Source organism: Novosphingobium rhizovicinum (assembly GCF_040813635.1).
GTDB lineage: Bacteria > Pseudomonadota > Alphaproteobacteria > Sphingomonadales > Sphingomonadaceae > Novosphingobium > Novosphingobium rhizovicinum.
Genome location: NZ_JBFNXR010000054.1, coordinates 20,292 through 44,131, shown reverse-complemented (window position 1 = coordinate 44,131; position 23,840 = coordinate 20,292). Strand labels below are relative to the sequence as shown.

Annotated in this window: 19 protein-coding genes, 1 tRNA gene and 1 pseudogene; 18 read left to right on the top strand and 3 right to left on the bottom strand. The window is 61.1% G+C overall.

Translation table 11 applies throughout. The features are described from left to right. Window positions 1–3: 3 nt before the first annotated feature. The 3 genes from ABUH87_RS16740 (at window position 4) to ABUH87_RS16730 (ending at window position 5,964) form a co-directional block, all read left to right on the top strand. A complete protein-coding gene (locus ABUH87_RS16740; protein WP_367775255.1) occupies window positions 4–915 on the top strand; it encodes a fructose bisphosphate aldolase in 912 nt (303 codons plus the stop codon). A 139-nt stretch (window positions 916–1,054) separates the two neighbouring features. Further along, on the top strand, window positions 1,055–2,167 hold the full coding sequence (locus tag ABUH87_RS16735; protein WP_367775254.1) for an NADH:flavin oxidoreductase/NADH oxidase: 1,113 nt from the start codon (window positions 1,055–1,057) through the stop codon (window positions 2,165–2,167). 290 nt (window positions 2,168–2,457) lie between these two features. Beyond that, window positions 2,458–5,964, top strand: coding sequence for a PAS domain S-box protein (locus tag ABUH87_RS16730; protein WP_367775253.1), 3,507 nt, complete (start codon window positions 2,458–2,460; stop codon window positions 5,962–5,964). A 128-nt stretch (window positions 5,965–6,092) separates the two neighbouring features. Here ABUH87_RS16730 and ABUH87_RS16725 read toward each other — a convergent pair whose 3' ends face one another. Next, window positions 6,093–6,443: a response regulator gene (locus ABUH87_RS16725; RefSeq protein ID WP_367775252.1), complete on the bottom strand. Its 351-nt coding sequence runs from the start codon at window positions 6,441–6,443 to the stop codon at window positions 6,093–6,095. Window positions 6,444–6,717: 274 nt separating this feature from the next. Here ABUH87_RS16725 and ABUH87_RS16720 point away from each other — a divergent pair, with 274 nt between their 5' ends. The 3 genes from ABUH87_RS16720 (at window position 6,718) to ABUH87_RS16710 (ending at window position 7,996) form a co-directional block, all read left to right on the top strand. Further along, the gene (locus ABUH87_RS16720) at window positions 6,718–7,254 is read left to right on the top strand and encodes a peroxiredoxin (protein ID WP_367775251.1); all 537 of its coding nucleotides are present in this window, start codon (window positions 6,718–6,720) and stop codon (window positions 7,252–7,254) included. 81 nt (window positions 7,255–7,335) lie between these two features. Continuing rightward, window positions 7,336–7,821 (top strand): 2'-5' RNA ligase family protein, encoded by a 486-nt coding sequence (locus tag ABUH87_RS16715; protein ID WP_367775250.1) that lies wholly within the window; start codon window positions 7,336–7,338, stop codon window positions 7,819–7,821. Between the two features lie 98 nt (window positions 7,822–7,919). After that, window positions 7,920–7,996 (top strand) — tRNA-Met (locus tag ABUH87_RS16710). 427 nt (window positions 7,997–8,423) lie between these two features. Here ABUH87_RS16710 and ABUH87_RS16705 read toward each other — a convergent pair. Beyond that, window positions 8,424–9,478, bottom strand: a pseudogene (locus tag ABUH87_RS16705) (NAD(P)-dependent alcohol dehydrogenase). Between the two features lie 353 nt (window positions 9,479–9,831). Between ABUH87_RS16705 and ABUH87_RS16700 the strand changes: the two are divergent. Together ABUH87_RS16700 and ABUH87_RS16695 are read left to right on the top strand one after the other, a co-directional pair. Next, complete coding sequence (locus tag ABUH87_RS16700; RefSeq protein WP_367775249.1) at window positions 9,832–10,824, top strand: sterol desaturase family protein; 993 nt, start codon at window positions 9,832–9,834, stop codon at window positions 10,822–10,824. A 50-nt stretch (window positions 10,825–10,874) separates the two neighbouring features. Continuing rightward, window positions 10,875–11,552, top strand: coding sequence for a hypothetical protein (locus ABUH87_RS16695; protein ID WP_367775248.1), 678 nt, complete (start codon window positions 10,875–10,877; stop codon window positions 11,550–11,552). A gap of 89 nt (window positions 11,553–11,641) precedes the next feature. Here the strand turns inward: ABUH87_RS16695 and ABUH87_RS16690 are convergent, their stop codons facing one another. Next, window positions 11,642–12,856, bottom strand: coding sequence for a TCR/Tet family MFS transporter (locus ABUH87_RS16690; protein ID WP_367775247.1), 1,215 nt, complete (start codon window positions 12,854–12,856; stop codon window positions 11,642–11,644). Window positions 12,857–13,050: 194 nt separating this feature from the next. On the opposite strand from ABUH87_RS16690, the gene ABUH87_RS16685 reads away from it, so the two are divergent. The 10 genes from ABUH87_RS16685 to ABUH87_RS16640 all read left to right on the top strand — a co-directional run bounded on the left by ABUH87_RS16685 (window position 13,051) and on the right by ABUH87_RS16640 (window position 23,722). Continuing rightward, entirely contained in the window at window positions 13,051–13,998 is a 948-nt protein-coding gene (locus ABUH87_RS16685; RefSeq protein ID WP_367775246.1) for a DMT family transporter, read from the top strand. A 138-nt stretch (window positions 13,999–14,136) separates the two neighbouring features. Further along, window positions 14,137–14,343 (top strand): hypothetical protein, encoded by a 207-nt coding sequence (locus ABUH87_RS16680; protein ID WP_367775245.1) that lies wholly within the window; start codon window positions 14,137–14,139, stop codon window positions 14,341–14,343. Window positions 14,344–14,546: 203 nt separating this feature from the next. Then, a complete protein-coding gene (locus ABUH87_RS16675; protein ID WP_367775582.1) occupies window positions 14,547–17,384 on the top strand; it encodes a monovalent cation/H+ antiporter subunit A in 2,838 nt (945 codons plus the stop codon). After that, complete coding sequence (locus tag ABUH87_RS16670; RefSeq protein ID WP_474100285.1) at window positions 17,381–17,746, top strand: Na+/H+ antiporter subunit C; 366 nt, start codon at window positions 17,381–17,383, stop codon at window positions 17,744–17,746. Before ABUH87_RS16675 ends, ABUH87_RS16670 begins: the two co-directional genes overlap by 4 nt. Then, window positions 17,743–19,242, top strand: coding sequence for a monovalent cation/H+ antiporter subunit D (locus ABUH87_RS16665; protein WP_367775244.1), 1,500 nt, complete (start codon window positions 17,743–17,745; stop codon window positions 19,240–19,242). The genes ABUH87_RS16670 and ABUH87_RS16665 overlap by 4 nt, the downstream gene beginning before the upstream one ends. Before the next feature lies 1 nt (window position 19,243). Further along, entirely contained in the window at window positions 19,244–19,732 is a 489-nt protein-coding gene (locus ABUH87_RS16660) for a Na+/H+ antiporter subunit E (protein ID WP_367775243.1), read from the top strand. Further along, a complete protein-coding gene (locus tag ABUH87_RS16655; RefSeq protein ID WP_367775242.1) occupies window positions 19,729–19,998 on the top strand; it encodes a K+/H+ antiporter subunit F in 270 nt (89 codons plus the stop codon). The genes ABUH87_RS16660 and ABUH87_RS16655 overlap by 4 nt, the downstream gene beginning before the upstream one ends. Beyond that, the gene (locus tag ABUH87_RS16650) at window positions 19,995–20,411 is read left to right on the top strand and encodes a Na+/H+ antiporter subunit G (RefSeq protein ID WP_367775241.1); all 417 of its coding nucleotides are present in this window, start codon (window positions 19,995–19,997) and stop codon (window positions 20,409–20,411) included. Before ABUH87_RS16655 ends, ABUH87_RS16650 begins: the two co-directional genes overlap by 4 nt. 78 nt (window positions 20,412–20,489) lie before the next feature. Continuing rightward, entirely contained in the window at window positions 20,490–21,593 is a 1,104-nt protein-coding gene (locus ABUH87_RS16645) for an alpha-hydroxy acid oxidase (protein ID WP_367775240.1), read from the top strand. Window positions 21,594–21,661: 68 nt separating this feature from the next. Further along, window positions 21,662–23,722, top strand: coding sequence for a PQQ-dependent dehydrogenase, methanol/ethanol family (locus ABUH87_RS16640; protein WP_367775239.1), 2,061 nt, complete (start codon window positions 21,662–21,664; stop codon window positions 23,720–23,722). Window positions 23,723–23,840: the final 118 nt, after the last annotated feature.

Here is a 23,840-nt window from a genome sequence, read left to right as displayed (position 1 = left end):
TTCATGCAAACCTCCGAAATGACCGCCAAGATGGCTGAAGGCAAAGGTTTCATCGCCGCACTCGACCAAAGCGGCGGGTCGACGCCCAAGGCTCTCAAAGGCTACGGCATCGAAGAGGGCGCCTGGAACACCGAAGAAGAAATGTTCGGTTTGATTCACGACATGCGCAGCCGCATCATCTCCTCTCCGGTGTTCACCGGCGACAAGGTGATCGGCGCCATCCTCTTTGAGCGCACGATGGACGGCCAGGTCGACGGGGTGCCGACGCCGCAGGCGCTGATCGCAAAGGGCGTGGTGCCCTTTATCAAGATCGACAAGGGTTTGGAGGACGAGGCGAACGGCGTGCAGCTGATGAAGCCGATGCCGACGCTGGATGCCCTGCTGGAGCGTTCGAAGGCGCTTGGCGTCTACGGCACCAAGGAGCGGTCGGTCATCAACTCTGCCAATGAAGAGGGCATTTCCGCTGTCGTCAAACAGCAGTTCGAAGTCGGTAAGCAGGTGCTCAGCCATGGCATGATGCCGATCATCGAGCCCGAGGTGAACATCAAGAGCGAGACGCGGGCGCAGTGTGACGAGATCCTCCTCAGGGAGATCCTCAAGAACCTCGACGAGCTGCCGGAGGGCAAGCGGGTCATGCTCAAGCTCTCTCTGCCGGTGAAGCCCGGTACGTTCGATCCGCTGGTTTCTCATCCCAAGGTTCTGCGGGTCGTGGCGCTTTCGGGCGGGTACAAGCGCCCTGAGGCCTGTGCGGAACTGGCCAAGAACAAGGGCATCATTGCCAGCTTCAGCCGTGCGCTGCTGGAAGATCTGCGTGCCCAGATGAGCGATGCCGAGTTCAACGAGGCGCTCGGCAGCGCCATCGACGAGATCTACAAGGGCTCGACGCAGAAGACGGAGGCTGCCGCAGCAGCCTGAACGCTCTTCTAAGGGATATGGCAATGAGGCGGTGCTCCTTCGCGGGAGCGCCGCCTTTGCTGTTCTTGGGCTGTCTCGCCGCTTGTCCAGTGCACCCGCAGTACCCAGATGGCGCACTCGCACACATCAGGAGTGTTCCTTGTCCTCATCCAAGCTGTTCGAGCCCATCCGAGTGGGTGGCCTCTCGCTAGAAAACCGCATCGTCATCGCGCCGATGTGCCAGTACTCTGCGGTCGAGGGGTGTATGACCGATTGGCACCTGATGCACCTGGGGCAGCTCGCTCAATCAGGCGCGGGCTTGTTGACGATTGAGGCGACCGCCGTCGTCCCCGAAGGCCGCATCACTTATGCCGACGTCGGGCTCTGGGACGACGAGACCGAAGCCGCGATTGCGCGCACCTTGGAAGGGGTGCGGCGTTATTCCGATATGCCGATCGCTATCCAGCTGGCCCATGCCGGCCGCAAAGCGTCGACCGATCTGCCGTGGAAAGGCGGAGCTCAGGTTGCGCCAAGCGAGACGAACGGGTGGCAGACCCATGCTCCTTCAGCGCTGCCTTTCTCGCCCGGTGAAAACGCTCCGAGTGCGATCGACAAGGCCGGTTTGGCGCGCCTCGTGCACGCCTTTGCGGAGGCGGCCCGCCGTTCTGCACGGCTTGGGATCGATGCGATACAGTTGCACATGGCCCATGGCTACTTGATGCACGAATTCCTCTCGCCGCTCTCCAACCGTCGGGACGACGAGTACGGGGGTAGCCTCGAGAACCGGATGCGCTTTCCGCTTGAGGTCTTCGACGCTGTTCGCGAAGCCTTCCCTGCAGACAGGCCGGTCACCGTCCGCGCTTCAGGCACGGACTGGATGGAGGGAGGCTGGGACGTAGACGAGACAATCGCCTTGTTCCAAGCTCTTGAGCGGCGAGGCTGTGCCGCGGCGCACGTGTCCAGTGGTGGGCTCGACCCTCAACAGCAGATCCCCATCGGGCCGAACTATCAAGTTCCACTTGCACGCGCCGTCAAGGCAGCCGTTGAGATGCCGGTCGTCGCGGTGGGCCTCATCAACGAGCCGGAGCAGGCTGAGGCCATCGTTGGGACCGGTGATGCCGATATGGTCGCTCTGGCGCGCGGTATGCTCTACAATCCGCGTTGGCCCTGGCACGCTGCGGCACAGCTTGGGGCGCAGGTAAAGGCTCCTCCCCAGTATTGGCGTTCGCAGCCGCGGCAGTTCCACAATCTGTTCGATCTCGAACGCGATTGACGTGTGCCAGGTAGGGGCGCGAGGCGTTGAGATATAGGCGAGAGTTTACAGGGAACTCTCGCCTGCACGCCGCGTTTTTCGCCTGATTTGGGGCGGGTTTGTAGTACATGCGCAGTGTCGCCTCCGGAAAGCAGTCAACAATGGGGTCGGATTCGGACTCTCCAGGAGTTCCTATTTCATTTCTGAGCCCCGGGAGTGAACTCGCGCGGCGGATCGCCACCTTTGACTGGTCTGCGACGCCGATCGGACCCATAGGACAGTGGCCTGCCAGCCTTCGCCACACCGTAAGCATGATGCTGACCAGCCCCGTGCCTCTCGTTCTGCTCTGGGGAGAGCAGGGCGTGATGATCTACAACGATGCCTATTCGGGGTTCGCGGGAGGCAGAGATTCCAGACTGCTCGGTTCCAACGTCCGGGAAGGCTGGGATGAAATCGCGGACTTCAACGATAATGTTATGCGCGTGGGGCTGTCTGGAGGCTCGCTGAGCTACAGGGATCACGAGTTGATTCTCCACCGCGACGGTCGCCCCGAGCGTGTCTGGATGAACCTGGACTACTCACCCGTGCCGGGGGATGACGGCCTCCCAGGGGGCGTCATCGCGGTTGTCGTGGAGACGAGCGAGGCGGTTCGGGCGCGAAGGGCGTTGGAAGAGAGCGAAGCGCGACTGCGCTTCTTCGACGAGTTGTCACAGGCCGTCGCAGGAAGCCGCGATGCAGCCGAGGTGCTCGCCGTTACAACCCGCCTGACGGCGCAGCATCTGAACCTGTCGGATTGCGCCTACGCGGACATGGATGAAGACCAGGACGGCTTTACCATTCGGGGGGATTGGCATGCCCCGGGTTCGCCTTCAATCGTAGGGCACTACAGCCTCGCGGCATTTGGTGAGCGGGCGGTTCAGGATCTGCACGCCGGGCGACCGCTGATTGTCAACGATGTGAGCGCCGAACTCGCCCCTGAAGCGGCCAGGACGTTCCAGGATATCGGCATAAGCGCCACAATCTGCATGCCGCTGGTAGAGCGCGGGCGGCTGATTGCCCTGATGGCAATTCACGACAAGCAACCGCGGACCTGGCAAGACTACGAACAGAGCCTCCTGCGGGAAGTCACGCAGCGGTCCTGGGCGCACATCCAGAGAGTCGGTGCAGAAGGCACGCTTCGTGAACGGCAGGCCTATAACCGCCAGATCCTCGACAGTGCCATCGATTACGGCATTGTCGCCACTGACCTGGATGGGACCATCACTTCGTGGAACCGCGGCGCGGCGGAAGTGCTCGGCTGGACCGAGGCCGAGATGATCGGTCAGTCTATCGGCCTTGTGTTCACTCCCGAGGACGTCGCTTCGGATCGTCCTTCGGCCAAGCGGCGCGAGGCGCTGGAGACCGGTCGGGCGCATGATGCGCGCTGGCATGTTCGCAAAACAGGCGAGCGCTTTTGGGGGTTAAGCGAGATGACCCCGCTGAGAAACGCTGAAGGTGAAGCCATTGGCTTCGTAAAACTGATGCGTGACCGGACCGTTGAGTATGAGGCGCAGGAGGCCCTGCGGGTCAGCGAGGAACGGTTGAGGCGCGCCCAAGCTGCTGGCGGGGTGGGCCTCTTTTCGATCGAGATTGGCACGGATACGATCAGTGCCACGGAGCAGTTTTGCCGCATTTTCGGTATCGAGCCCAGGGAAGAGATACAAGCTGCCGAGCTTGAGCAGCTGGTCCTTCCTGAGGACCGATGGCTGATATCGAACCAGACCAGCCGCAGCGAAGGAACGGCCGCGCTTGAGGTTCAGTACCATATTCGGCGGGCGAGTGATGGGGATGAGCGCACCATCGTACGCAAGGCTGACTACGAGTATGACGAGGATGGGCAGCCGCTGCGTCTCGTTGGTGTCGTCCACGACGTGACCGACCGGCTCCATATGCAACGGGCCCTCGAGAAGAGCGAGGCGCAGTTCAGCGCTCTTGCCCAGAACATGCCCAACCAGGCGTGGACAGCGCGCGCGGATGGATGGCTCGATTGGTTCAACGATCAGGTCTATGCTTATTGCGGTGAACCATTGGGAACCCTGACCGGCACCGCGTGGATGCAATTCGTCCATCCTGATGATCTTCACGATACGTTGCACAGATGGAGAACTGCGCTTGCGAGCGGTGAGCGCTACGAGGCAGAGTTCCGCATCCGCGACCGTTCGGGCACCTATCGCTGGCATCTTGCGCGCGCCCAAGCCCTGACCGATGCTCAAGGAAAGATCACAGCATGGGTTGGCACGAATACTGAGATTGAAGCGCAGAAACAGGCGGAAGTGGCTTCCGCCCAGGATCGCGAACGCCTGTGGACGATCAGCCAGGATCTGATGCTGGTCTGCGATTTTGCGGGATTAATAACCGCGGTAAACCCTTCGGCGAGCCGTATGCTGGGATGGGCGGAGGAGGAAATGGTCGGCCGCTCTCTCGACCAGTTCCTGCATCCGGATGATCTACCCGCCACCGCAGCCGAGGTTCGCAAGCTCGGAGAGGGGGCCGCTACGTTGGCCTTCGAGAATCGCTATCGTGCGAAGGACGGCAGCTTCCGCTTGCTGGAATGGACTGCAGTGCCTGCCAACGGCCGGATCCACGCCATCGGGCGCGACATCACGGAGCAGCGTGAGATAGAAGAGGCGTTACGCCAAAGCCAGAAAATGGAAGCCGTCGGTCAACTCACAGGCGGAATTGCTCACGATTTCAACAATCTGCTGCAAGGGATCACCGGCAGCCTTGATATCATGCAGAACCGGCTGCTCAAAGGTCGCACCGATGACCTGAAGCGTTGGCTGGAGGGCGCTCGCGGCTCGGCAGAGCGCGCCGCTGCGCTGACTCACCGACTGCTGGCATTCTCCCGCCGGCAGCCGCTCGATCCCCGGCCGGTGCGCTCCAATCCGCTGGTTTCATCCATGGAGGATCTCCTGCGCCGCACCATGGGTGAGCGCATCGACTTGAACCTGACCCTCAACGACGATCTTTGGCTGACTCGCTGTGACCCCAACCAGCTGGAAAGCGCGATCCTCAATCTCGCGATCAACGCACGCGATGCCATGCCCGATGGCGGGAGGCTGACGATCGAGACGTCGAACGCGCAGTTGGACAGTCCTGTCATTGCGCAACAGCGGGACGTCCGGCCCGGGCGATATGTTTGTATCTGCGTCAGTGACACGGGCGTTGGCATGGATAAGGCCACCATGGCACGCGCTTTCGAGCCATTCTTTACCACCAAGCCGGCGGGGCAAGGTACGGGCCTGGGCCTCTCCATGATCTATGGCTTCGCACGCCAATCAGAAGGCTATGCGGTCATTTACTCGGAGCTCGGGTTAGGCAGTACGGTCAAGATCTACCTCCCCCGCTTTATCGACGCCGCTGGACTTGAAGAAGAGCCGAGCGTCCGGTCTGAAGGGGCGCCTGACAGCAAGGCCGGCGAGGTCGTCCTGGTGGTGGAAGACGAACCCGTTGTGAGGGGCCTCATCGTCGAAGTGCTGAATGAGCTGGGGTATCAGCCGATCGAGGCCCCAGACGGGCCAGAGGGGCTCGCCATCCTTCAAGAACCTAGACGGATCGATCTGCTGGTGACGGATATCGGGCTGCCCGGCCTTAACGGTCAGCAGGTGGCGGAGCGTGCACGCTTGTCCCGACCGGACTTGAAGGTACTTTTCATGACCGGGTATGCCGAGAATGCGGCGCTTGCGTCAGGATTCCTGGAGGCGGGCATGGAACTGATCACCAAGCCCTTCAGCATGGATGTGCTGGCCAACCGTATTCACAAAATCATCGAAGGGTAGGCCAGCGGTGCCAGAGCGTTCCCGCCTTGAGCGGAAGCGCTCTACATCTTCGCTAGCCGCATCGTCCGAGCCGATGACGGTGATCGGCCAACATGAGAATGCTCCACCACGAGCGTCCCGCCCGCTTGCTAACCCAGCAGCGACTTCAGTGCGTCTTCGACATCACCCGTAGAGAAGGGTTTGCCGAGCAATCCGGCATGACCGAGGGCGTCTGTCTGCGCGTTCGCCCCATAGCCCGTCGCCAGAAGGAACGGCACGCCACGGGCCTTGAGCACTTCGGCCACAGGTGTGGAGAGTACCCCTCGGCCAAGGTTGAGGTCCAAAATTGCGCAATGGAGCTCCTCGTTCGAGGCATACTCCATCGCGTCGTTCAAGTTCGATGCGGGGCCTACGACTTCATAGCCCAGGTCGGCCAGCATATCCTCGAGCATCATTGCCACGAGCATTTCGTCGTCGACGACGAGTATGCGCTGTCCCATCAAGGTTTCGCCACCAGGCGCGACATGCGTCTGTTGTCAGCTTGCGTCATCGAACGGTCTCCTTGCCTGGCCGGGAACTAGCCCGCGCGGCGCCGTTTGGAAAGAGCAGCGTGACACGTCGATAGTGGCCGCAAATCGCCTGCGTCGGGAGGCTGCAAGAAGGCCGCGTAAGGCATGCAACTTCTCCGTCTCGCGCCGGAACATTGGAGGGGCTGAGGCCTTCTGACAATGGCCAAAGGACGCCCTCGGGAAGTCGCAGGAAGGAAGCACAAGCATGGTCAAGAGTGAGATACCCGACGTGACCCTGAAGACGCGCGTGCGCGATGAGACGCTCGGCGGAGACAATCCCTTCCGCTGGCAGGACCTGAATGTGCGCGAGGAGTTCGGGGGTAAGAAAGTTGTGGTGTTTTCGCTTCCCGGTGCGTTCACGCCCACGTGTTCCAATGAGCAATGTCCCGCTTTCGAGCGCTATTATGATGATTTTCGCAAGGCCGGAGTGGATGAGGTCTACTGCGTCTCGGTGAATGATGCCTTTGTGATGTATCAGTGGGGTCAGAAGCTGGGGCTTGAGAAGGTGAAGCTACTGCCAGACGGCTCGGGCAGCTTCACCCGGCGCATGGGCATGCTCATCAACAAGGACCACCTTGGTTTTGGTCAGCGCTCCTGGCGTTACGCCATGATTGTAGACGACAACACGGTCACGGCATGGTTCGAGGAGCCGGGCATCAACGACTCCGGCCTGGATGAAGATCCCTACGGCGCCTCAGCGCCTGAGCGAGTTCTCGAGGTGCTCCGTTCGGGCAATCCATGAGAGAACGGCGAACCGGTGAACGGAGAGCGGTTGCAGTCTGAATCGCACTTAGAGCCAGTGCAGCGAAGGGCTCCGCTCCTCGTGACAGCAGAGCTGCCGCCGGACGTTCTGGCTTGGGCAGATGCGCTTCGACGTGCGCATTATCCTCCTGATCGGAACCGGTTGCGAGCTCACGTTACGCTGTTCCATGCCTTGCCGCCGTCAGCGGAAGACGAACTGCGGCGATGCTTGGCGCAAATCACCGCCGCGCCGCCGCCGCCCGCCAGCATCTCAGGCCTGATGAACCTGGGCGGGGGTACCGCGTTGGACGTCGACAGCCCTGAGTTGATTGCCATTCACGGCCTTATCGCGGACCGCATGCACGGCTTGCTGACCAATCAGGACGCCCGTTCCCTGCGTCTGCATATCACGATCCAGAACAAGGTCAGTCACGACGCAGCCCGAACTCTCCAGGCAGAGCTGAAGGCGACCCTCAGCCGACGGTCGTTCCGTTTCAAAGGCCTCGGCCTCTACGCCTATGAGGGCGGCCTGTGGCGTCCGATCCGCACATTTTCATTTCGAGGATAAAAAGCGGAACTCAGTGATTGACCGCCAGCGATCCTGGCCCTAAGGGACGCGGCCTGCACCACGGAGGCGGTTAGTACCGCAGCATTGGTGAACAGAATGGCGGAGTAGCTCAGCCGGTTAGAGCAGCGGAATCATAATCCGCGTGTCGGGGGTTCGAGTCCCTCCTCCGCTACCATTGTTTTATTAGCATTTTCCTCGGTTTGAAGATGGACGTGGTTGGGCGTGTGGCTGGGAGAATCGCTTTTCCCTTTCCGAGCCTAGTGGCCGCCTTCCCGAGTGCGGGGCCCGCTGTGCAGGCAGTGGAGTCGAGGGGGTCTAGCCCTTGCCGTCTTACGCACGGGAGGAGGCGGGGTGATCTGCCATCTGTTCAAATCGTGCTGCCGACACGTCAGACCAACAGAGAGAGGCGCCCGCACGGTACGGGTCTACTAAGTCTAGTCTGGGTTCGAATCGCGGCCGCCGCGTTAAGCGTCTCGCGATCGGACTGTGATTTGCTCTTTCACCTTTTCGCCTGCGCCACGTCAGCGCTGCTCGGTCGTACCCCCTACATGTGGCTGCAGATTGCTCCGGCCGCCACTCCCCGTCCGAACCCTTGCTGACCATCAGCCGGTAAGGGTGCTGTTATCGATCACGAACCGGTATTTCACGTCGCTGCGTTGCATGCGGTTGTAGGCTTCGTCAATTTGCTGGACGCGGATCATTTCCACGTCGGCCACGATCTTGTGCTCCGCGCAGAAGTCGAGCATCTCTTGCGTTTCCGCGATGCCGCCGATCAGCGATCCAGCAATTGAACGACGTTGGAAGATGAGGTTCGCGGCAGCAGGAGAGGGGTGCGGGTGCTCAGGCACGCCGACAAGGGTGAGCGTGCCGTCCTTCTTGAGGAGAGCCGTCAAAGCGTCGAGATCATGACTTGCCGCTACGGTGTCGAGGATGAAGTCGAAGCTGCCGGCATGGCTTTCCACCTCTTCGGCGTTCCGTGAATTGATGACTTCGTCGGCGCCGAGCTTACTTGCGTCGTCCCGTTTGCTTTCAGAAGTGGTGAAGGCGACGACATGCGCTCCCATGGCGTGGGCAATCTTGATCCCCATGTGTCCAAGGCCGCCAATACCCACGACGCCCACCTTCTGGCCCGGGCCGACCTTCCAGCGGCGGAAGGGGGAATAGGTCGTTATGCCTGCGCAAAGCAGCGGGGCGACCGCAGCCAACTGCTCCTTTGGATGGCGGATGTGAAGAACGAAATCCTCGTCCACAACGATCCGTTCTGAATATCCACCCAAGGTGTGGCCAGGGGCATCTTCAGTCGGGCCATTGTAGGTCCGACCCAAGTCGGTCCCGTGCAGTATTGCTCCTCTCCTTCGCGGCAGGAGGCGCATTGGCGGCAGCTGTCGACCATGCAGCCGACACCGACGGTGTCGCCAACCTGAAAGCGACTTACTTTGTCTCCGACGGCGCTCACCTCGCCGACGATCTCATGTCCGGGCACGCAGGGATAAAGCGTGCCGCCCCACTCAGAGCGCACTTGATGCAAGTCCGAATGGCAGACGCCGCAGTAAGCGATCTCAATCTGCACATCAGTCGGGCCGGGCTGACGGCGCTCGATCCGGATCGGCTCAAGCGGCTTGTCGGCTGCGTGAGCGCCGAAGGCTCGGGTCGTCATGTTTCATTCCTTGTTGCGGGGAGATTGTGTTCGGATGGATTCAGAACGCACAACTCGCGGCCGCAGCGCCGCGGTCTGGCCCGCAGGACGCACAGGCTGGCGAGTAGGATAACCCAAAAAGAGCGGGAGCAAACAGACTCCGAACTGAGGCCATAGATCCAATCTCTGCCCCACATCGGATTTGTCTCACTTCATCGATGATAGCGTTTGCAGCATCGTGCTGGCCAGAGAAGTCGAACGACAGAGCCGATGACCAGATCGCGACCTAGGGTCGCTATCTGTTGCCGCTCTTACACCGGTGCCAGCAGCAATCGACAATAACGCTGCAGCAACTCATCGAGAGAGATCTGGAAATGAGTGACACAATCGCAGCCGAAAAGCCCTCCTATATGGTGAGCGCTCCCGTTACGATGGGGCTCGAAAATTTGGGGCGGGTTCAAGGTGGACCCATAAAGCAGGCATTCTTCACTCATTTCCAGCCTGCTTTCTTAATCGCGGTGATTGCGTTCTACTATTATGCACCGGATGCTTGGATTAAGCCGTCCGTGACGCTGTGGATTGGCCTAGGGGTCAAGTTCTTCATGTTGGGGCTCGAGTGGGTTAGCCCTCGCTACAAGAGTTGGCAGCATACCTGGAAAGAGCTGGCATGTGACACTTTCTACGTCGCCATGGGCATGATGTTTGTGAGGGTATTTTTCGGTCCCATAAACAGCGATGCCATCATCGGCTGGTTCCAGGATAACTTTGAGCTCGCTAAGTTCGCATGGTTTATGGGGCTGCCGCTGCTGATACAGGCTTTCCTGATCTCATTCATCGGCGACTACTTCCAGTACTGGATGCATCGGGGCATGCATAACTGGTACCCCCTGTGGCTCACGCATGCACCGCATCATTTTGTCACCCAACTCAACGTGCAAAAAGGAAGCGTCGGCAACCCGATCGAGATTTTCCTGATCGGGCTCGGAGTTGGTGGCTTGTTCGACTTTCTGCCGCGTGCCGTACTTCTTGCTGGCGCCTTCGGTCTGGCCGTCGGCACCTATCAGCACTGCAACATCCGCTTCAACACTCCAAAGTGGTGGTTCAAGATCTTCAACACCACCGAGCATCACAGCCTGCACCATGCGCAGGATTACGAGAGCACACGCAGCAACTATTCGGGCACCTGGATCTTCATCGATCGTATCCACGGCACCTGCAAAGACGGAGAAGCCGAGTTGCTCGGCCAGGAAGGTGGGCGCCGCATGTCGATCTGGGAAACCATGCACTACACCTTCTCGGAGCCCTACAAGCTGCTCAAGAAGAAGCTCGCTGATCGTCGACAGGGTACCGCAGTTCCGGCTGAATGAAGAGAGTATAGCAAAAGCATCCGTCGTGTAGCTGTGTAGAAGGAGGCGTCGTGAACTTACCTGGCATCGACTGGATTTGGCGAGTAAGAGGGACGCTTCAGGTCGACCCGACCAAATCCTCTTCGCAGAACCTGAGCCGTCTTGGTGTGCTGTTCGAAGAAAAGGGTACGTCCTACCGCATCGAAGGGAACACGCTGAGCTTCACCAAGAAAGGCCAGCTCCCGCAGGACAAGATGTCGATATTCGACAGTGGTACCTTGCGCGTCTGTGATGGTGTCCTGCGGTATGACATGATGAGCCGGGCGCTTCTCGCCTGCTTTCTTGCACCCGCGCTATTCTTCGCCGTCGGCCATTTGGGAGTCGCCCTGGATAAGTGGCGCAATCCGCCGGAAGTCGTCGCCGCCAAGGCCGAAGCGGCAAAGAAGCGGTCCAAGGTGAAGCCTGAAGACGTGCCGATGCACGCGATTGATCAGATCCTCGGTGCTGCGAAGCCTGAAAAGAAGAAAGATGATGAAGAGATCGGCAAGCGCAGTCGGAAGCCTTCGATGACGACAGCCTATGTCTTCATGGGGATCTTTTTTGCCCTGTGGGTTCTTGGCCGCATAATGGAGAACGTGCTGATCCACTCGCGCCTGCGAAAGCTGCTGACCGGAGAAGCGTCAGCTTCTGTCTCAAGCGCAGATGATCATCTCGGATCTGCATTGGCGGGAAGTCGTGGCACCGGCTGAGCGTACGCTTTGTTCGCTCTGAAAGTCTGCTCAGAGCAGGGCTCATCTTCCTGATCCGGAATCCGAATTGAGGGCGTCTAGAGATCGGTTCAGCCCAGTTGCGGCGATGCGTCGGCCTGCTCGCGCCGAGCGCCGGCGAACACCGCCGCTATCGCCAGAAGCCCCGAGGCTACCATGAAGCTTAGACCGGGCATGGTGCCGATCGAAGCCGCGTAGAGCCAACCGAAGAAGGCGGGCCCGCTGATCCCCGCCACACTCGCAAGACTTTGCATGGCGCCCTGAAGCTGGCCTTGCTCGTTCTCGGTCACCCGGCGGGAGAGAACGGACCTCAGTGTCGGCTCGGCCAGTCCCATCAGCGAAGCTGGGACCATCGCGATCACGAACCAGGTGGCGGTTGGGGCGATGCCCATGGCAAGAAAGCTGAGCGTGCCGCCGGCAAGGCCGACAACGATTGTGCGGCGATCGCCAAAACGTCTGGTCGCAGGGCCGACGATGACACCCTGCATGAGCAGGTCGAGCACGCTAGAGAACGCGAGCAAGGCTCCGATCTGGAGCGTCGAAAGTCCATGCTGATGACCTGCGAACAGCACGAAGACCGTCATGAACAGACGGTGCGAGAATGTGAGCAGAAACACGCTTACAGACGCCGAGGAAAGCTCACGTCGTGTGGCCAGCATGTGCAATGCCGAGAGTGGGTTGGCGGTTCGCCAGGTGAAGGGCTGACGGCGCTCTGGCGGGAGGGACTCGGTAAGAACCACAAGTCCGTAGAGGAAAGCGGCTCCTGAAACCCCGGCAGCAACCCAGAAGGGGAGGCGTGGAGCCATATCGCCGAGTACGCCGCCAAGAGCAGGGCCGAGCACGAATCCGGCCGAAATCGCTGCCCCGATCAAGCCGAAGGCCCGGGCACGATTTTCTGGAGATGTGACATCTGCCATGTAGGCAAACAGTGCTGTCGCGCTTGCTGAGGTGATGCCACCTATGATGCGCCCTGCGACGAGCCACCATAGATTGGGGGCTAGCGCCATCATGATCCAGTCCAGGGCGAGTCCAGCCGTTGAGATCAGGATGACAGGCCGCCGCCCAAATCGGTCTGACAAGCTGCCGATTACGGGTGCGCAGATGAACTGCATGAGGGCCCAGAGGCTACCGATCACACCTGTCCAGATGCCAGCCGCGGCCTGCGATCCGGTCAGGTCCTCGATCAGACCGGGTAAAACCGGCATGACGATGCCCATCGCCATCATGTCGAGGAACGCAGCGATCAGTATCATCCAGATCGCTGGCGGCTTCACCGCTGTCGCCATCAGGGCCTCTCAAATTATGTTTCGCGCGATAAGACGGAGCGCACCGGATTATGTCAATCGTGGCCCTGTGCGTCAGGGAGCATGATGCGTTCGGATAGCGCCGTCAGCCCAGGCACTTGTCTGGCCCTCACACCAGAAGACCATTAAGAACGGCTGACGGGCTGCTTCGGAAGCTCGTAACAAGGCTTGCCGCCATGAGCCGATTTATCGTTTCCCGGAGTCAATTGCATCTCATGGTCGAGCAGGAACGCAGTCGCTGGGTCGTCTACGCCACTCTTGTGCTTGTGATGATGCTGTGGGCTGGAAACTCCATCGTGGCCCGTGCGGTTCACGATGAGATCGGCCCGTTTTCACTCGCTTTCTTTCGCTGGCTCGGCGCGACATCGATCGTGCTGCCGTTCGCCGCGCGCGGGCTCCTCGCCGAGCGGGGCGTCATCGGGCGGCACTGGCGACCCATCCTGCTGCTCGGCGTGGTCGGAGTTGGGGCCTTCAACGCGCTCCTCTACTCGGGCCTTCAATACACAACCGCCACGAACGGCCTGTTGATCCAGGCGGGCATTCCTACCTTCGTCCTTATCTTCGATCGCATCTTGTTCGGCACAAGGCCGCGACAAGCCGCAGTAGTCGGCGTGGCGGTGAGTGCAATCGGTGTGGCGACCATCGTCTTTAGAGCCGATCCTGCGGCTTTGCTCGCATTGCGCTTCGGCATAGGCGATGTTCTCATCCTTGCCGGTGTCCTCGCGTGGTCGCTCTACACGGCTCTGCTCAGAACACGGCCGCCTCTGTCGGGGACGAGTTTCCTTGCGGTCACGTTCCTTATCGGCGCGGTGGTGATGTTTCCTTTTGCGGCCTGGGAATGGTCGGTGAGGCCGCTCCGCTTCTCGCACGAGGTCATTCTCGCCATCGCTTATGTCGCGGTTCTTCCGTCGACAGTGGCATATTACCTCTTCAATCGGGCAGTGGCAGACATCGGGGCGGCGTCCGCGGGTAACATGATCAGTCTGCAGCCGCTTCTGGGTGCCCTGCTCGCTGCGCCGATCCTCGGAGAAGACCTGCACGCGTACCATGCCGTTGGCATACTTCTAATCTCTTCAGGGATCGTAATCTCGCTCCGAAAACGGCCTGTCCTGGCGACTGGCTGATCAGAACTTCAACGCTCGCCGAGTTTGGGGTGGCCGGCTAAGCCCATTTGCCGTGGCTGTGGTGATCGATGCAGGCATTGTTGATGGTTGGTAGCGGGTCTATGGACAGATCCGGGATGCTGACGGTAACGGCCCCGGATGAGCATCATCGCGACCATCATGAACACCGCAACCGGGCGGCCCATCCAGAAAATGAAGTTTGGACGGATGCCGAAGCCGTGGGTCACCTTCAACCTGGAATCTGGTGAACTCGTGACTGCTGAGCGGATCGACGTGGGTAAGCCTGCGCCGGGCAAGTTCGCAGCGCCGGTCGATATCTGGGTGACGCTCAAGCCCAAGGAATAGAGCGCGGGCAGGGGAGCGCAGCGTTCTGATCCGCCGGCGGAAGCGAGCCGTGTTGGCAAAGGGGCCGATGAAGTGCCGATGGATGGCGGTTCGGGGTTGCCTCTCTGGCAACGAGCGTGAAGAACGATCCTGGATGTCCAACCTGAGCAAGGTAGCCGTAGAGCAGTTGCGGTGCCGAGGAGGCGATTTTTTTGTTGGCTTTAATGGCCGCCTTGCCGTTCCTGGGTGCCGGGTGCCTCCTGGCGCTTCGGGGAGTGGATCGAAACGGGCAGATGGCCGTTGCCCTCGCCTCGACGCTGGGCGCACTCGCATTGCTGCTGATCCATGCGCCACCGGTGCTGGATGGCGGGACAAGCGCGTTCAGCGTTCCGTGGGTTCCTTCTCTCGGCCTTGAGCTCAGTTTTCGGTTGGACGGTTTGGGGCTGCTGTTCGCGGGCTTGATCCTGGGAATTGGCGCGCTGATCCTCGTTTACGCTCGGTTCTACATGCCCGCGCAGGAGCCGATCGGCTATTTTCTGTCTCTTTTGCTCCTCTTCCAGGGCGCGATGCTGGGGATCGCGGTTTCCAGCAATGTACTCCTGCTGCTCATCTTCTGGGAGCTGACGAGCCTCTCCTCCTTTCTCCTGATCGGGTACCGCAGCGACAAAGCGGACGGCCGGCAAGGTGCGCGTATGGCGCTCGCGATTACCGGAGGCGGAGGTGTTGCCTTGATCGGCGGACTTCTGCTGCTGGGTGATATAGCCGGCTCCTACGAACTGGCGGATATCCTTACCAGCGGCGACGTCGTTCGGGCGTCTAGCCTCTACCCCGTGGCGCTCGTTCTGATCCTGTTGGGCTGCTTTACGAAGTCGGCGCAGTTCCCGTTCCACTTCTGGTTGCCCCATGCGATGGCGGCGCCGACGCCGGTCAGTGCGTACCTGCACTCGGCTACAATGGTGAAGGCCGGCGTCTTTCTGCTGGCACGCCTGTGGCCGGTCCTGTCCGGCACGGAGCTATGGTTCTATCTGGTGGCTGGAACCGGGCTGCTCACGGCGCTGATCGGTGCGGTGATCGCGCTGTTCCGGTACGATCTCAAGGCTATCCTGGCGTACTCCACGATCAGCCACCTTGGTTTGCTGACGATGCTGTTCGGGTTCGGCACACCCGCCGCGGTGGCTGTTGGCGTGTTCCATCTGCTCAATCACGCAATCTTCAAGGCGGCCCTGTTCATGAACGCGGGGATCGTGGACCATGAGGCGGGCACCCGGGACGTTCGCCTTCTCGGCGGGCTGGCAGGGCTCATGCCGGTCACGGCTACGCTCGGCACTATCGCGGCTGCGTCCATGGGCGGGCTGCCGCCGCTCGGCGGTTTCCTCTCCAAGGAGATGATGCTGGAAGAGGCGGTGCACACGACTTGGGCAGGGTGGCTGTGGCCGGTGCCTCTTGTCGCATTTCTCGCCGCGACATTCTCGATCGCATACTCCTTGAGGTTCATCTTCCACGTCTATTTGAGCGCTCGGCGGGACAGCTACCCTGCGGCGCCACATGACCCGTCGCTCGGAATGTGGGCTCCCTCTGCGATCCTCGTCGTGCTGACGGTGCTGATCGGGCTGTTTCCGGCACCGCTGACCAGTTTTATCGTCGTGCCGGCAATCGGTGCAGCGAGCGGCGACATTGCGACGTCATTTCACCCCAAGCTTTGGCACGGAATTACGCCGGCGCTCATCATGAGCATCGTTGCCATTCTCGTCGGCGCGATCGCGTTGTGGCGGCATGCAATTCTGCAAAGGCTGTGGGATCGGTTGGGAGTTCCGGAGGCCAAGCGGATATTTGATCGCGGGCTCGAACCGCTCGTCGACGGTGCGCGCTCACTCTCCGGCGTGATCCACAATGGATCTCTGCAAAGGCAGCTTGGCCTGCTGTTTCTCGTGGCGATCGCCCTCGGGTTCGAGGCAATCCGCCTGGGGGGCTATGCGACGGGAGGGCGTGAAACAATCCCTGCACCTGCGTCGGCGGTTGCTGCTTGGATACTTTTGCTCGCGGGGATCGTGGCTGTCGTGAAGGCGCAACGTCAGCGCTATCTTACGCTGATCTACATCAGCATCATCGGGCTGGTCGTCTCGCTTGCCTTTATCTACCTGTCGGCGCCCGACCTTGCGCTGACTCAGATCTCGGTTGAGGTCATGACCATACTTCTGCTGCTGCTTGCTCTGAACATGCTCCCCAAGACACCTCGGCGCCTGTCGAGCACACCTCGCAGGGTGCGCGACGGCCTGCTTGGCCTGGCCGGGGGCGGGGCTACCGGTTGGGCCGCATGGGCGATCATGACCCGCGCGCCGAACGATCCGATTTCTTCCTATCATTGGGAGCGCAGCTACGCAGGCGGCGGCGGGACGAACGTGGTCAACGTTACTCTCGTTGACTTTCGCGGCTTCGACACCTTCGGTGAGATCACCGTACTGGGAATAGCGGCCCTCATCATCTTTGCACTGTTACAGCCTGCGACGCGCGGACCTTCAGGTCAGCGCCTGCGGGAGTGGGTCGCCGAATTGCCGCATTCGCCGGAGCGGCATCCAATGATGTTTGCGGTCGCTGCGCGGCTGCTTCTGCCGCTTGCCATGATGGTAGGGCTCTACATCTTTCTGCGCGGTCACAACATGCCGGGCGGCGGCTTCATCGCGGGCTTGATCGTGTCCATTGCACTGCTCATGCAGTACATGGCGTCCGGCTTCGAGTGGGCCGATCAACGCCGCCGCATCGACGAGCACTCGATCATCGGCTTCGGAGTGATCACGGCGGCTCTGACCGGGTTGGGGTCACTCGTATTCGGTGCGCCGCTGTTCACCAGCGCCTTCGGATATTTCAGCCTGCCTCTGATCGGCAAGTTCGAGCTGACGACGGCGATGCTCTTCGACATCGGCGTGGCGACGACGGTGTTCGGCGCCATGATGCTCGCTCTGGCGGAGCTCAGCCATATCGCGCAAAGGGCGCACAAGGAGGAGCCTGTCGACGATAATCCGATGGACATCGATCCTGGGCGTATGCTGGAGGCGGACCGATGAGCATCGAGTTCCTCGTCGCGACCGCCATCGGGGCTTTGACTGCAGCGGGAATCTACCTGTGTCTTCGAGCACGCACGTTCCCGGTCGTGCTGGGCCTTGCGATGCTGTCCTACGCCATCAACCTGTTTCTGTTCGCCATGGGACGGCTCGTCGTCAATCGTCCGCCGTTATATGCAAAGGGCGTGGCCGATTATACGGACCCTCTCCCGCAGGCTCTGGTGCTAACCGCCATCGTCATCTCCTTCGGCATGACGGCCATCGCTGTCGTGCTTTCATTGCGGACATTTCTTGAGACGGGCACCGATCAGGTAGACGGCGTACCCGATCAGAGTGAGGACCGAGATCCAGGTGATCGCACATGACGGCGCTCATCGCGGTTCCGTTGCTGCTGCCTGTCTTCGCCGCAACCGCCTCTCTTCTGTTCCGGCGCAGGAGGCGGGCAATCGGTGCCGCCATCTCTATCGCAGCTACCGCGCTTCTGCTTTGCACGAATGTGGCCCTGGTGATGCAGGCCATGCGCGGCGAGGTCATCGCCTATTCGTTGGGAGACTGGCCCGCGCCCTACGGTATCGTACTGGTGCTGGACCGCTTGGCCGCGCTGATGCTTATCCTGACGGCGGTTCTGGCTCTGGCCGTGATCGTCCACGCTGTCCTCACCGGCCTGGACAGGAAAGGCTGGCACTTCCACCCTCTGTTCCACTTCCAACTCTTGGGCGTGAACGGAGCGTTCCTGACTGGCGACCTGTTCAACCTGTTCGTCTTCTTCGAGGTGCTGCTGATCGCTTCCTATGGCCTTCTTCTGCATGGACAGGGCGCGCGGCGGCTGACGGCGGGCGTCCAGTACGTGATCGTCAACCTCGTGGGGTCGACGATCTTCCTGATCGCGCTCGGGATGCTCTATGGCGTCACAGGTACGCTCAACATGGCGGATGTGCTGGTGCGAGCCGGCGACTTGCCTGTGGGGGATCAGGGCCTCTTCCGCGCCGCGGGTTTACTGTTGCTGACGGTGTTCGCGCTGAAGGCGGCGCTGCTGCCGCTGCATCTGTGGCTGCCGCGCGCCTATGCAGGCGCGGCGCCGACCGTCGCTGCTCTCTTTGCGATCATGACCAAGGTGGGCGCTTACGCCATTGTGCGGACAGGTCCGCTGGTGATCGGCGCACAGGCCGGAGCATACATGCTGCCGGCGGCACTCGGCACCATGCTGCTCGGTTTCGCGGGGCTCCTCGCGGCGCGGCATCTGCGGCCGATGGCAGCCTATGCGCTGATCGGGTCGACCGCGACCTTGCTCGCGGCCATTGCGTTGTTTGAACCAAGAGCACTGGCGGCAGGCCTCTATTACCTTCCCCATACCACGCTTTCCGCAGCGCTTCTTTTCCTGCTTGCTGATCTCGTCGTGCGCTGGCGCTGTGTTGAGGGCGATGCCATCGTCCCGACGCCAGAATATCCGGGGCAGAGGTGGCTCGGCGTCCTCTTCCTCACAGCCGGAGTTGCCCTGGCAGGTCTGCCTCCCCTGTCCGGGTTCATCGGCAAGCTTCTGATCCTTGAGGCGTCGCTCGCATCCGTCTGGGCGCCCTTCATTTGGACGCTGATCCTGGGAACCAGCCTCGTTGCCGTGGTCGCCTTCGCCAGGGCCGGAAGCACGCTGTTCTGGAAGCGCGATCTCACGCCTGCCACAGCGGGGACGGGAGTGCGCCCAAACTTTCGAGAGAGTGCACCTGCCGTTTTCCTGATCGTTTGCCTGGTGGCTCTTACTCTCGCTGCCGGACCAGTCACGTCCTACATGGAGGCCACTAGCGAGCAGGTGTTCGATGTTGGCGCTTACGTGAAAGCGGTTCTTGTGCCGCTGGAGGATGGCTAGCATGCAGCGCCTTCTGCCTCATCCTGGCCTCAGCCTGCTATTGCTGATCATCTGGATGCTGATGCTCAATGCCTTCAGCTTCGGCTGGTTGGTGTTGGGCTTGGCCTTGGCAGTGATCATTCCCTTGTTCACCGCGCCGTTCTGGCCGGACCGCCCACTCATGCGGTGGGGCCTGCCGCTGCTAGGCTACGTAGGACTGGTTATTGCTGATATCGTGGTCGCCAATTTCCAAGTGGCGCGGCTGATCCTTTTCCGCCGCAATCGTGACATGCGCACGTGCTGGCTGATTGTTCCGCTGGAGTTGCGCTCTGCCGAAGCGATCACATTGCTGGCCGGAACGATCAGCCTGACGCCGGGTACCGTTTCTGCGGACATCTCCAACGATGGCCAGTATCTTCTGGTTCATGCGCTCGATACCGGGGATGCAGAGGGTGAAGTGGCGCGGATCAAGGACCGTTACGAACGCCGTCTGATGGAGATCTTCCGATGATTGCCACCGCGCTTCATATCGCGTTGGGATGCGTCACTCTTGCCGTTCTCCTGAACCTGTTTCGGCTGTTCCGCGGGCCGACGGCTCCCGATCGCATCCTGGCCCTGGACACGATGCTGATCAACGCCATCGCGTTCATTATCCTCTTCGGCATACTGGAGGCGAGCACCGTCTACTTCGAAGCCGCGTTGCTTATGGCCATGGTGGGCTTCGTCGGCACCGTCGCCTACACGAAGTTTCTGCTGCGAGGAGACATCGTGGAATGAGCGGCCTGCACGTCATCGTGGAAGTGGTGATCGCTGCGCTATTGTTGCTCGGCGGTGCATTCGCATTGATCGGCAGCTGGGGCCTGGCGCGCCTGCCGTCGCTCATGAGCCGTCTGCATGGCCCGACCAAAGCGACGACCCTTGGCGTTGGCAGTTGCCTGGTAGCGTCTATGATCTACTTCCCCACGCATGGCCTTGCGTGGACCGCGCATGAGTTGCTGATCACCCTTTTCCTTTTCATCACTGCGCCGATCTCCGCCAACATGATCGCCAAAGCCTACATACACGGCCTGAAGACCCGGGTGCCGGAGCTTGCCGAGCAGAGCGATGTGATGCCTCCTGTGCCGCCCAACGCCACGGACTGGGCAACCTTCGAGATGCCCAAGAAAGATTCGGCGCCTGATCAGGAGTAGGGTGGGTATGTTGCTGACGACGGAGCACTCGCGGGAGAGTGCCTTCGCAAGAGCATCGTCGTCTTGAAGGGCGGATATATGGCACTGCCTCCATTGGAACAGATCCCGGCCAGTGTCGCTGCGCTCGGGGATTATGAAGCCCTCGCACGAGAACGCATGAGTGAGGGCGCCTGGGCCTACTTCTCAGGTGGCGCGGGAGATGAATGGACCCTGCGCGAAAACCTAGCGGCGTTTACGCGCCTGCCCCTACGGTCGCGTGCATTGCGCGAACTCACGGGCGGACACACGGGCACTGCATTGCTTGGACTTGATCTGGCCGCGCCAATCCTTCTTGCTCCCATCGCGTTCCAGCGCCTTGCGCATCCCGATGGTGAACGGGCTGCGGTGATGGCAGCAGGGGCGCTGGACACGGCTATGGTCGTGAGTACCCAGGCGAGTGTCTCACTTGAGGAAATCGCCCAAGGTGCCAGCGGGCCGTTGTGGTTCCAGCTCTATATCCAGCCCGATCGCGCGTTCACCGCAGAGCTGGTTCGAAGAGCGGAAGAGGCCGGTTACCGCGCGCTCGTCGTCACAGTTGATGCGCCGGTGAACGGCGCGCGCAATCGTGAGCAACGATCGGGCTTTGTACTTCCGCCCGGAGTTGAAGCTGTGAACTTGCGAGGTATGCGCAGTTTGCCGCCCGCTCCACAAGGAGCGTTGCTACTTGGTACACCGCTTGCCGAGACCGCCGCGGTTTGGCCCGACCTGGAATGGCTCCGCGGACTGACACGGCTGCCGATCGTGCTGAAAGGCATCGTCGATCCGGCAGATGCGAGGCGTGGCGTTGCGGCCGGAGCAGATGGCATCATCGTGTCCAATCACGGAGGGCGCGCTCTTGATGGGGTGCCCGCTGCCATAGAACTGCTGCCGGACGTCTGCGCCGCCGTGGACGGTGCCGTGCCGGTGCTGATGGACGGCGGTGTCCGTCGCGGGATCGACGTGCTTCGGGCTCTGGCGCTAGGGGCGAAAGCGGTGCTCGTGGGCAGGCCGTATGTTTATGCTCTGGCTGCGGCAGGTGCGCTTGGCGTCGCCCATTCCATACGCATCCTGCGCGCCGAGCTCGAGCTGGCTATGGCGCTGACCGGATGTGCACAGGTGTCGGCGATTGACCGCTCCGTGCTGATGGCGCGCTCTCCGGTATGACTCTCTTCGCATCAACCTGAACCTGTGCCAAAGTCGCTGGAAAGGGACGGGATGCTAAAAGAATGAGAATGCCACGCCTGGTTACGGCAGTAACCGCACTCGCGCTGATTATGGCGGGGTGCACTCAAGGTGGAACTGCGGATCAGGACTACGGGGCGGGAGCAGACTGGCCCTTTCACGGTGGCAATGTCGACGAGAGTGGTTTCAGTCGCCTTGCCGATATCGATCTTGGCAATGTGGAGCGGCTGGGTCTTGCATGGTCTCTCGACCTGCCGGGCGAAGTCACCCTTGAAGCAACGCCGCTCGCAGTGGGCGGCATTCTCTATTTTTCCGGGACCTATTCGGCCGTTTATGCCGTCGACGGTGGGACCGGCAAACTGCTGTGGCGCTACGATCCGGAGATTTGGAAGCACGACCCGGAGCGTATGCGGCTGAACTTTGCTGCCAATCGCGGCGTTGCTTACGCAAACGGTCGTGTCTTCGTCACCAGCTTCGATGGGCGCATGATCGCGCTGGATGCAAAGACGGGCAAGGAGTTGTGGAGCACGCCCACACTTGCGCCCGGTACCGCGTACTTCAGCACCGGTGCGCCGCTGGCTTTTGGCGATAAGGTGATGATCGGAAACGGTGGCGGGGACTTCGGTTCAAGAGGATACGTCACCGCCTACGATCAGGTGACGGGTGCCCAGGTGTGGCGCTTCTACACGGTTCCCGGCACGCCAGAGCAGAACAAGGGCGATCCCGCCATGGAGGCGGCTGCACGTACATGGACCGGGGAGTATTGGAAGACCGGAACCGGCGGAACGGCCTGGAACTCGATGATCTACGACCCCGAGCTCGGGCGGGTTTACGTGGGCACAGGGAACAGTGGTCCGTACGATCCCGCGGTTCGCAGCCCCGGCGGGGGTGATAACCTGTATCTCGTCTCGATTGTCGCGCTCGATGCGAATACCGGCAAGTACGTCTGGCACTACCAGCAGAACCCGCGTGAGGCATGGGATCACAAGTCTACGGCGAACATCATATCTGCAACGCTGGAGGTTGAGGGGAAGCCGCGCAAGGTGCTCCTGCACGCCCCGACGAACGGCTTCTTCTACGTACTCGACCGCGGCACTGGAAAGCTGATCTCGGCAGAGAAGACGGGCAAGGTTACTTGGGCGGATCGGATCGACCTGAAAACGGGCAGGCCGGTGGAGAGGCCGGGGATCCGCTATGAAAACGCGAGCTTCGACATGTACCCGGGGCCTTCCGGGCGGCACAACTGGCAGCCGATGGCGTACAGCCCTCGCACCGGGCTGGTTTACATGCCGGCGCAGAACCAGGGTATTCGGTTCGCAAAGAGCACCAGCGGCGGCGGAGACGTCAATCCGGCGGGCGCAATGACGCTGATCGACGAAAATCCGGATGATCGCACCGGCTGGCTTCTTGCTTGGGATCCCAAGGCGCAGAAGGAGGCGTGGAAGGTAAAGCTGGATACGTTCTGGAACGGCGGCGTGCTTGCCACGGGAGGCGGTCTGGTCTTCCAGGGGACAGCGGATGGGCAGTTCAGTGCCTATGATGGGGAGAGCGGCAGCCGTATCTGGCAGTTCGATGCCGGCCACGGCTTCCTTGGCGCTCCGATCAGTTACGCGGTAGAGGGGCGCCAGTACATCGCGATCCTCTCGGGATATGGAGGGGCAGCGCCCGTGGGCGGCAATAACGTCGGCTGGAAGTATGGTGCGCAACCGCGGCGCCTGCTTGCCTTTGCTCTGGACGGTAAGACGACACTTCCCGCCGGAACGCCTGCCAGTACCTCTGTTGTCGCAGTAGATGATCCCGCCATTCACCTTGTCGAGGCTGACGTGGCAGCGGGCGCTTCTCTATTCGTCGCCTGCTCCCTGTGTCACGGCAAGGACGCGGTTGGAGGCGGCACTGCTCCCGATTTGCGGAAGTCTGCGGTGGTGCTTGACGCCGCCGCTTTTCGCTCAGTCGTGCATGATGGAGCATTGCAGCGCGCCGGAATGCCCAAGTTCGGCGAGCTCACGGACACCCAGCTCGACCAGCTTCGGGCGTACATTGTTGCAAGATCTAGGGAGGCGCGGGGTACCCGTGAGGCTGCTCCGAGGAGCGCGCCTGCCGGGCAATTCTAAGTCTTGAGACGAGCGCCCGAATATCATCGGCAGCTACGACCGGTGCCTTGTCCAGGCGCCCGGATGGCTGGAAAAGCGCTGTAGAGTGACATGCTCGGGATTCGCAAAGCGGCTACAA

Excerpts from the sequence above, each read along its gene's own strand:
- ABUH87_RS16740 (WP_367775255.1), top strand. The coding sequence starts at position 4 with ATGCAAACCTCCGAAATGACCGCCAAGATGGCTGAAGGCAAAGGTTTC.
- ABUH87_RS16730 (WP_367775253.1), top strand. The coding sequence starts at position 2,458 with ATGATGCTGACCAGCCCCGTGCCTCTCGTTCTGCTCTGGGGAGAGCAG.
- ABUH87_RS16725 (WP_367775252.1), bottom strand. The coding sequence starts at position 6,443 with ATGGGACAGCGCATACTCGTCGTCGACGACGAAATGCTCGTGGCAATG.
- ABUH87_RS16720 (WP_367775251.1), top strand. The coding sequence starts at position 6,718 with ATGGTCAAGAGTGAGATACCCGACGTGACCCTGAAGACGCGCGTGCGC.
- ABUH87_RS16700 (WP_367775249.1), top strand. The coding sequence starts at position 9,832 with ATGAGTGACACAATCGCAGCCGAAAAGCCCTCCTATATGGTGAGCGCT.
- ABUH87_RS16690 (WP_367775247.1), bottom strand. The coding sequence starts at position 12,856 with ATGGCGACAGCGGTGAAGCCGCCAGCGATCTGGATGATACTGATCGCT.
- ABUH87_RS16685 (WP_367775246.1), top strand. The coding sequence starts at position 13,051 with ATGAGCCGATTTATCGTTTCCCGGAGTCAATTGCATCTCATGGTCGAG.
- ABUH87_RS16680 (WP_367775245.1), top strand. The coding sequence starts at position 14,137 with ATGAGCATCATCGCGACCATCATGAACACCGCAACCGGGCGGCCCATC.
- ABUH87_RS16675 (WP_367775582.1), top strand. The coding sequence starts at position 14,547 with ATGGCCGCCTTGCCGTTCCTGGGTGCCGGGTGCCTCCTGGCGCTTCGG.
- ABUH87_RS16670 (WP_474100285.1), top strand. The coding sequence starts at position 17,381 with ATGAGCATCGAGTTCCTCGTCGCGACCGCCATCGGGGCTTTGACTGCA.
- ABUH87_RS16665 (WP_367775244.1), top strand. The coding sequence starts at position 17,743 with ATGACGGCGCTCATCGCGGTTCCGTTGCTGCTGCCTGTCTTCGCCGCA.
- ABUH87_RS16660 (WP_367775243.1), top strand. The coding sequence starts at position 19,244 with ATGCAGCGCCTTCTGCCTCATCCTGGCCTCAGCCTGCTATTGCTGATC.
- ABUH87_RS16655 (WP_367775242.1), top strand. The coding sequence starts at position 19,729 with ATGATTGCCACCGCGCTTCATATCGCGTTGGGATGCGTCACTCTTGCC.
- ABUH87_RS16650 (WP_367775241.1), top strand. The coding sequence starts at position 19,995 with ATGAGCGGCCTGCACGTCATCGTGGAAGTGGTGATCGCTGCGCTATTG.
- ABUH87_RS16645 (WP_367775240.1), top strand. The coding sequence starts at position 20,490 with ATGGCACTGCCTCCATTGGAACAGATCCCGGCCAGTGTCGCTGCGCTC.
- ABUH87_RS16640 (WP_367775239.1), top strand. The coding sequence starts at position 21,662 with ATGCCACGCCTGGTTACGGCAGTAACCGCACTCGCGCTGATTATGGCG.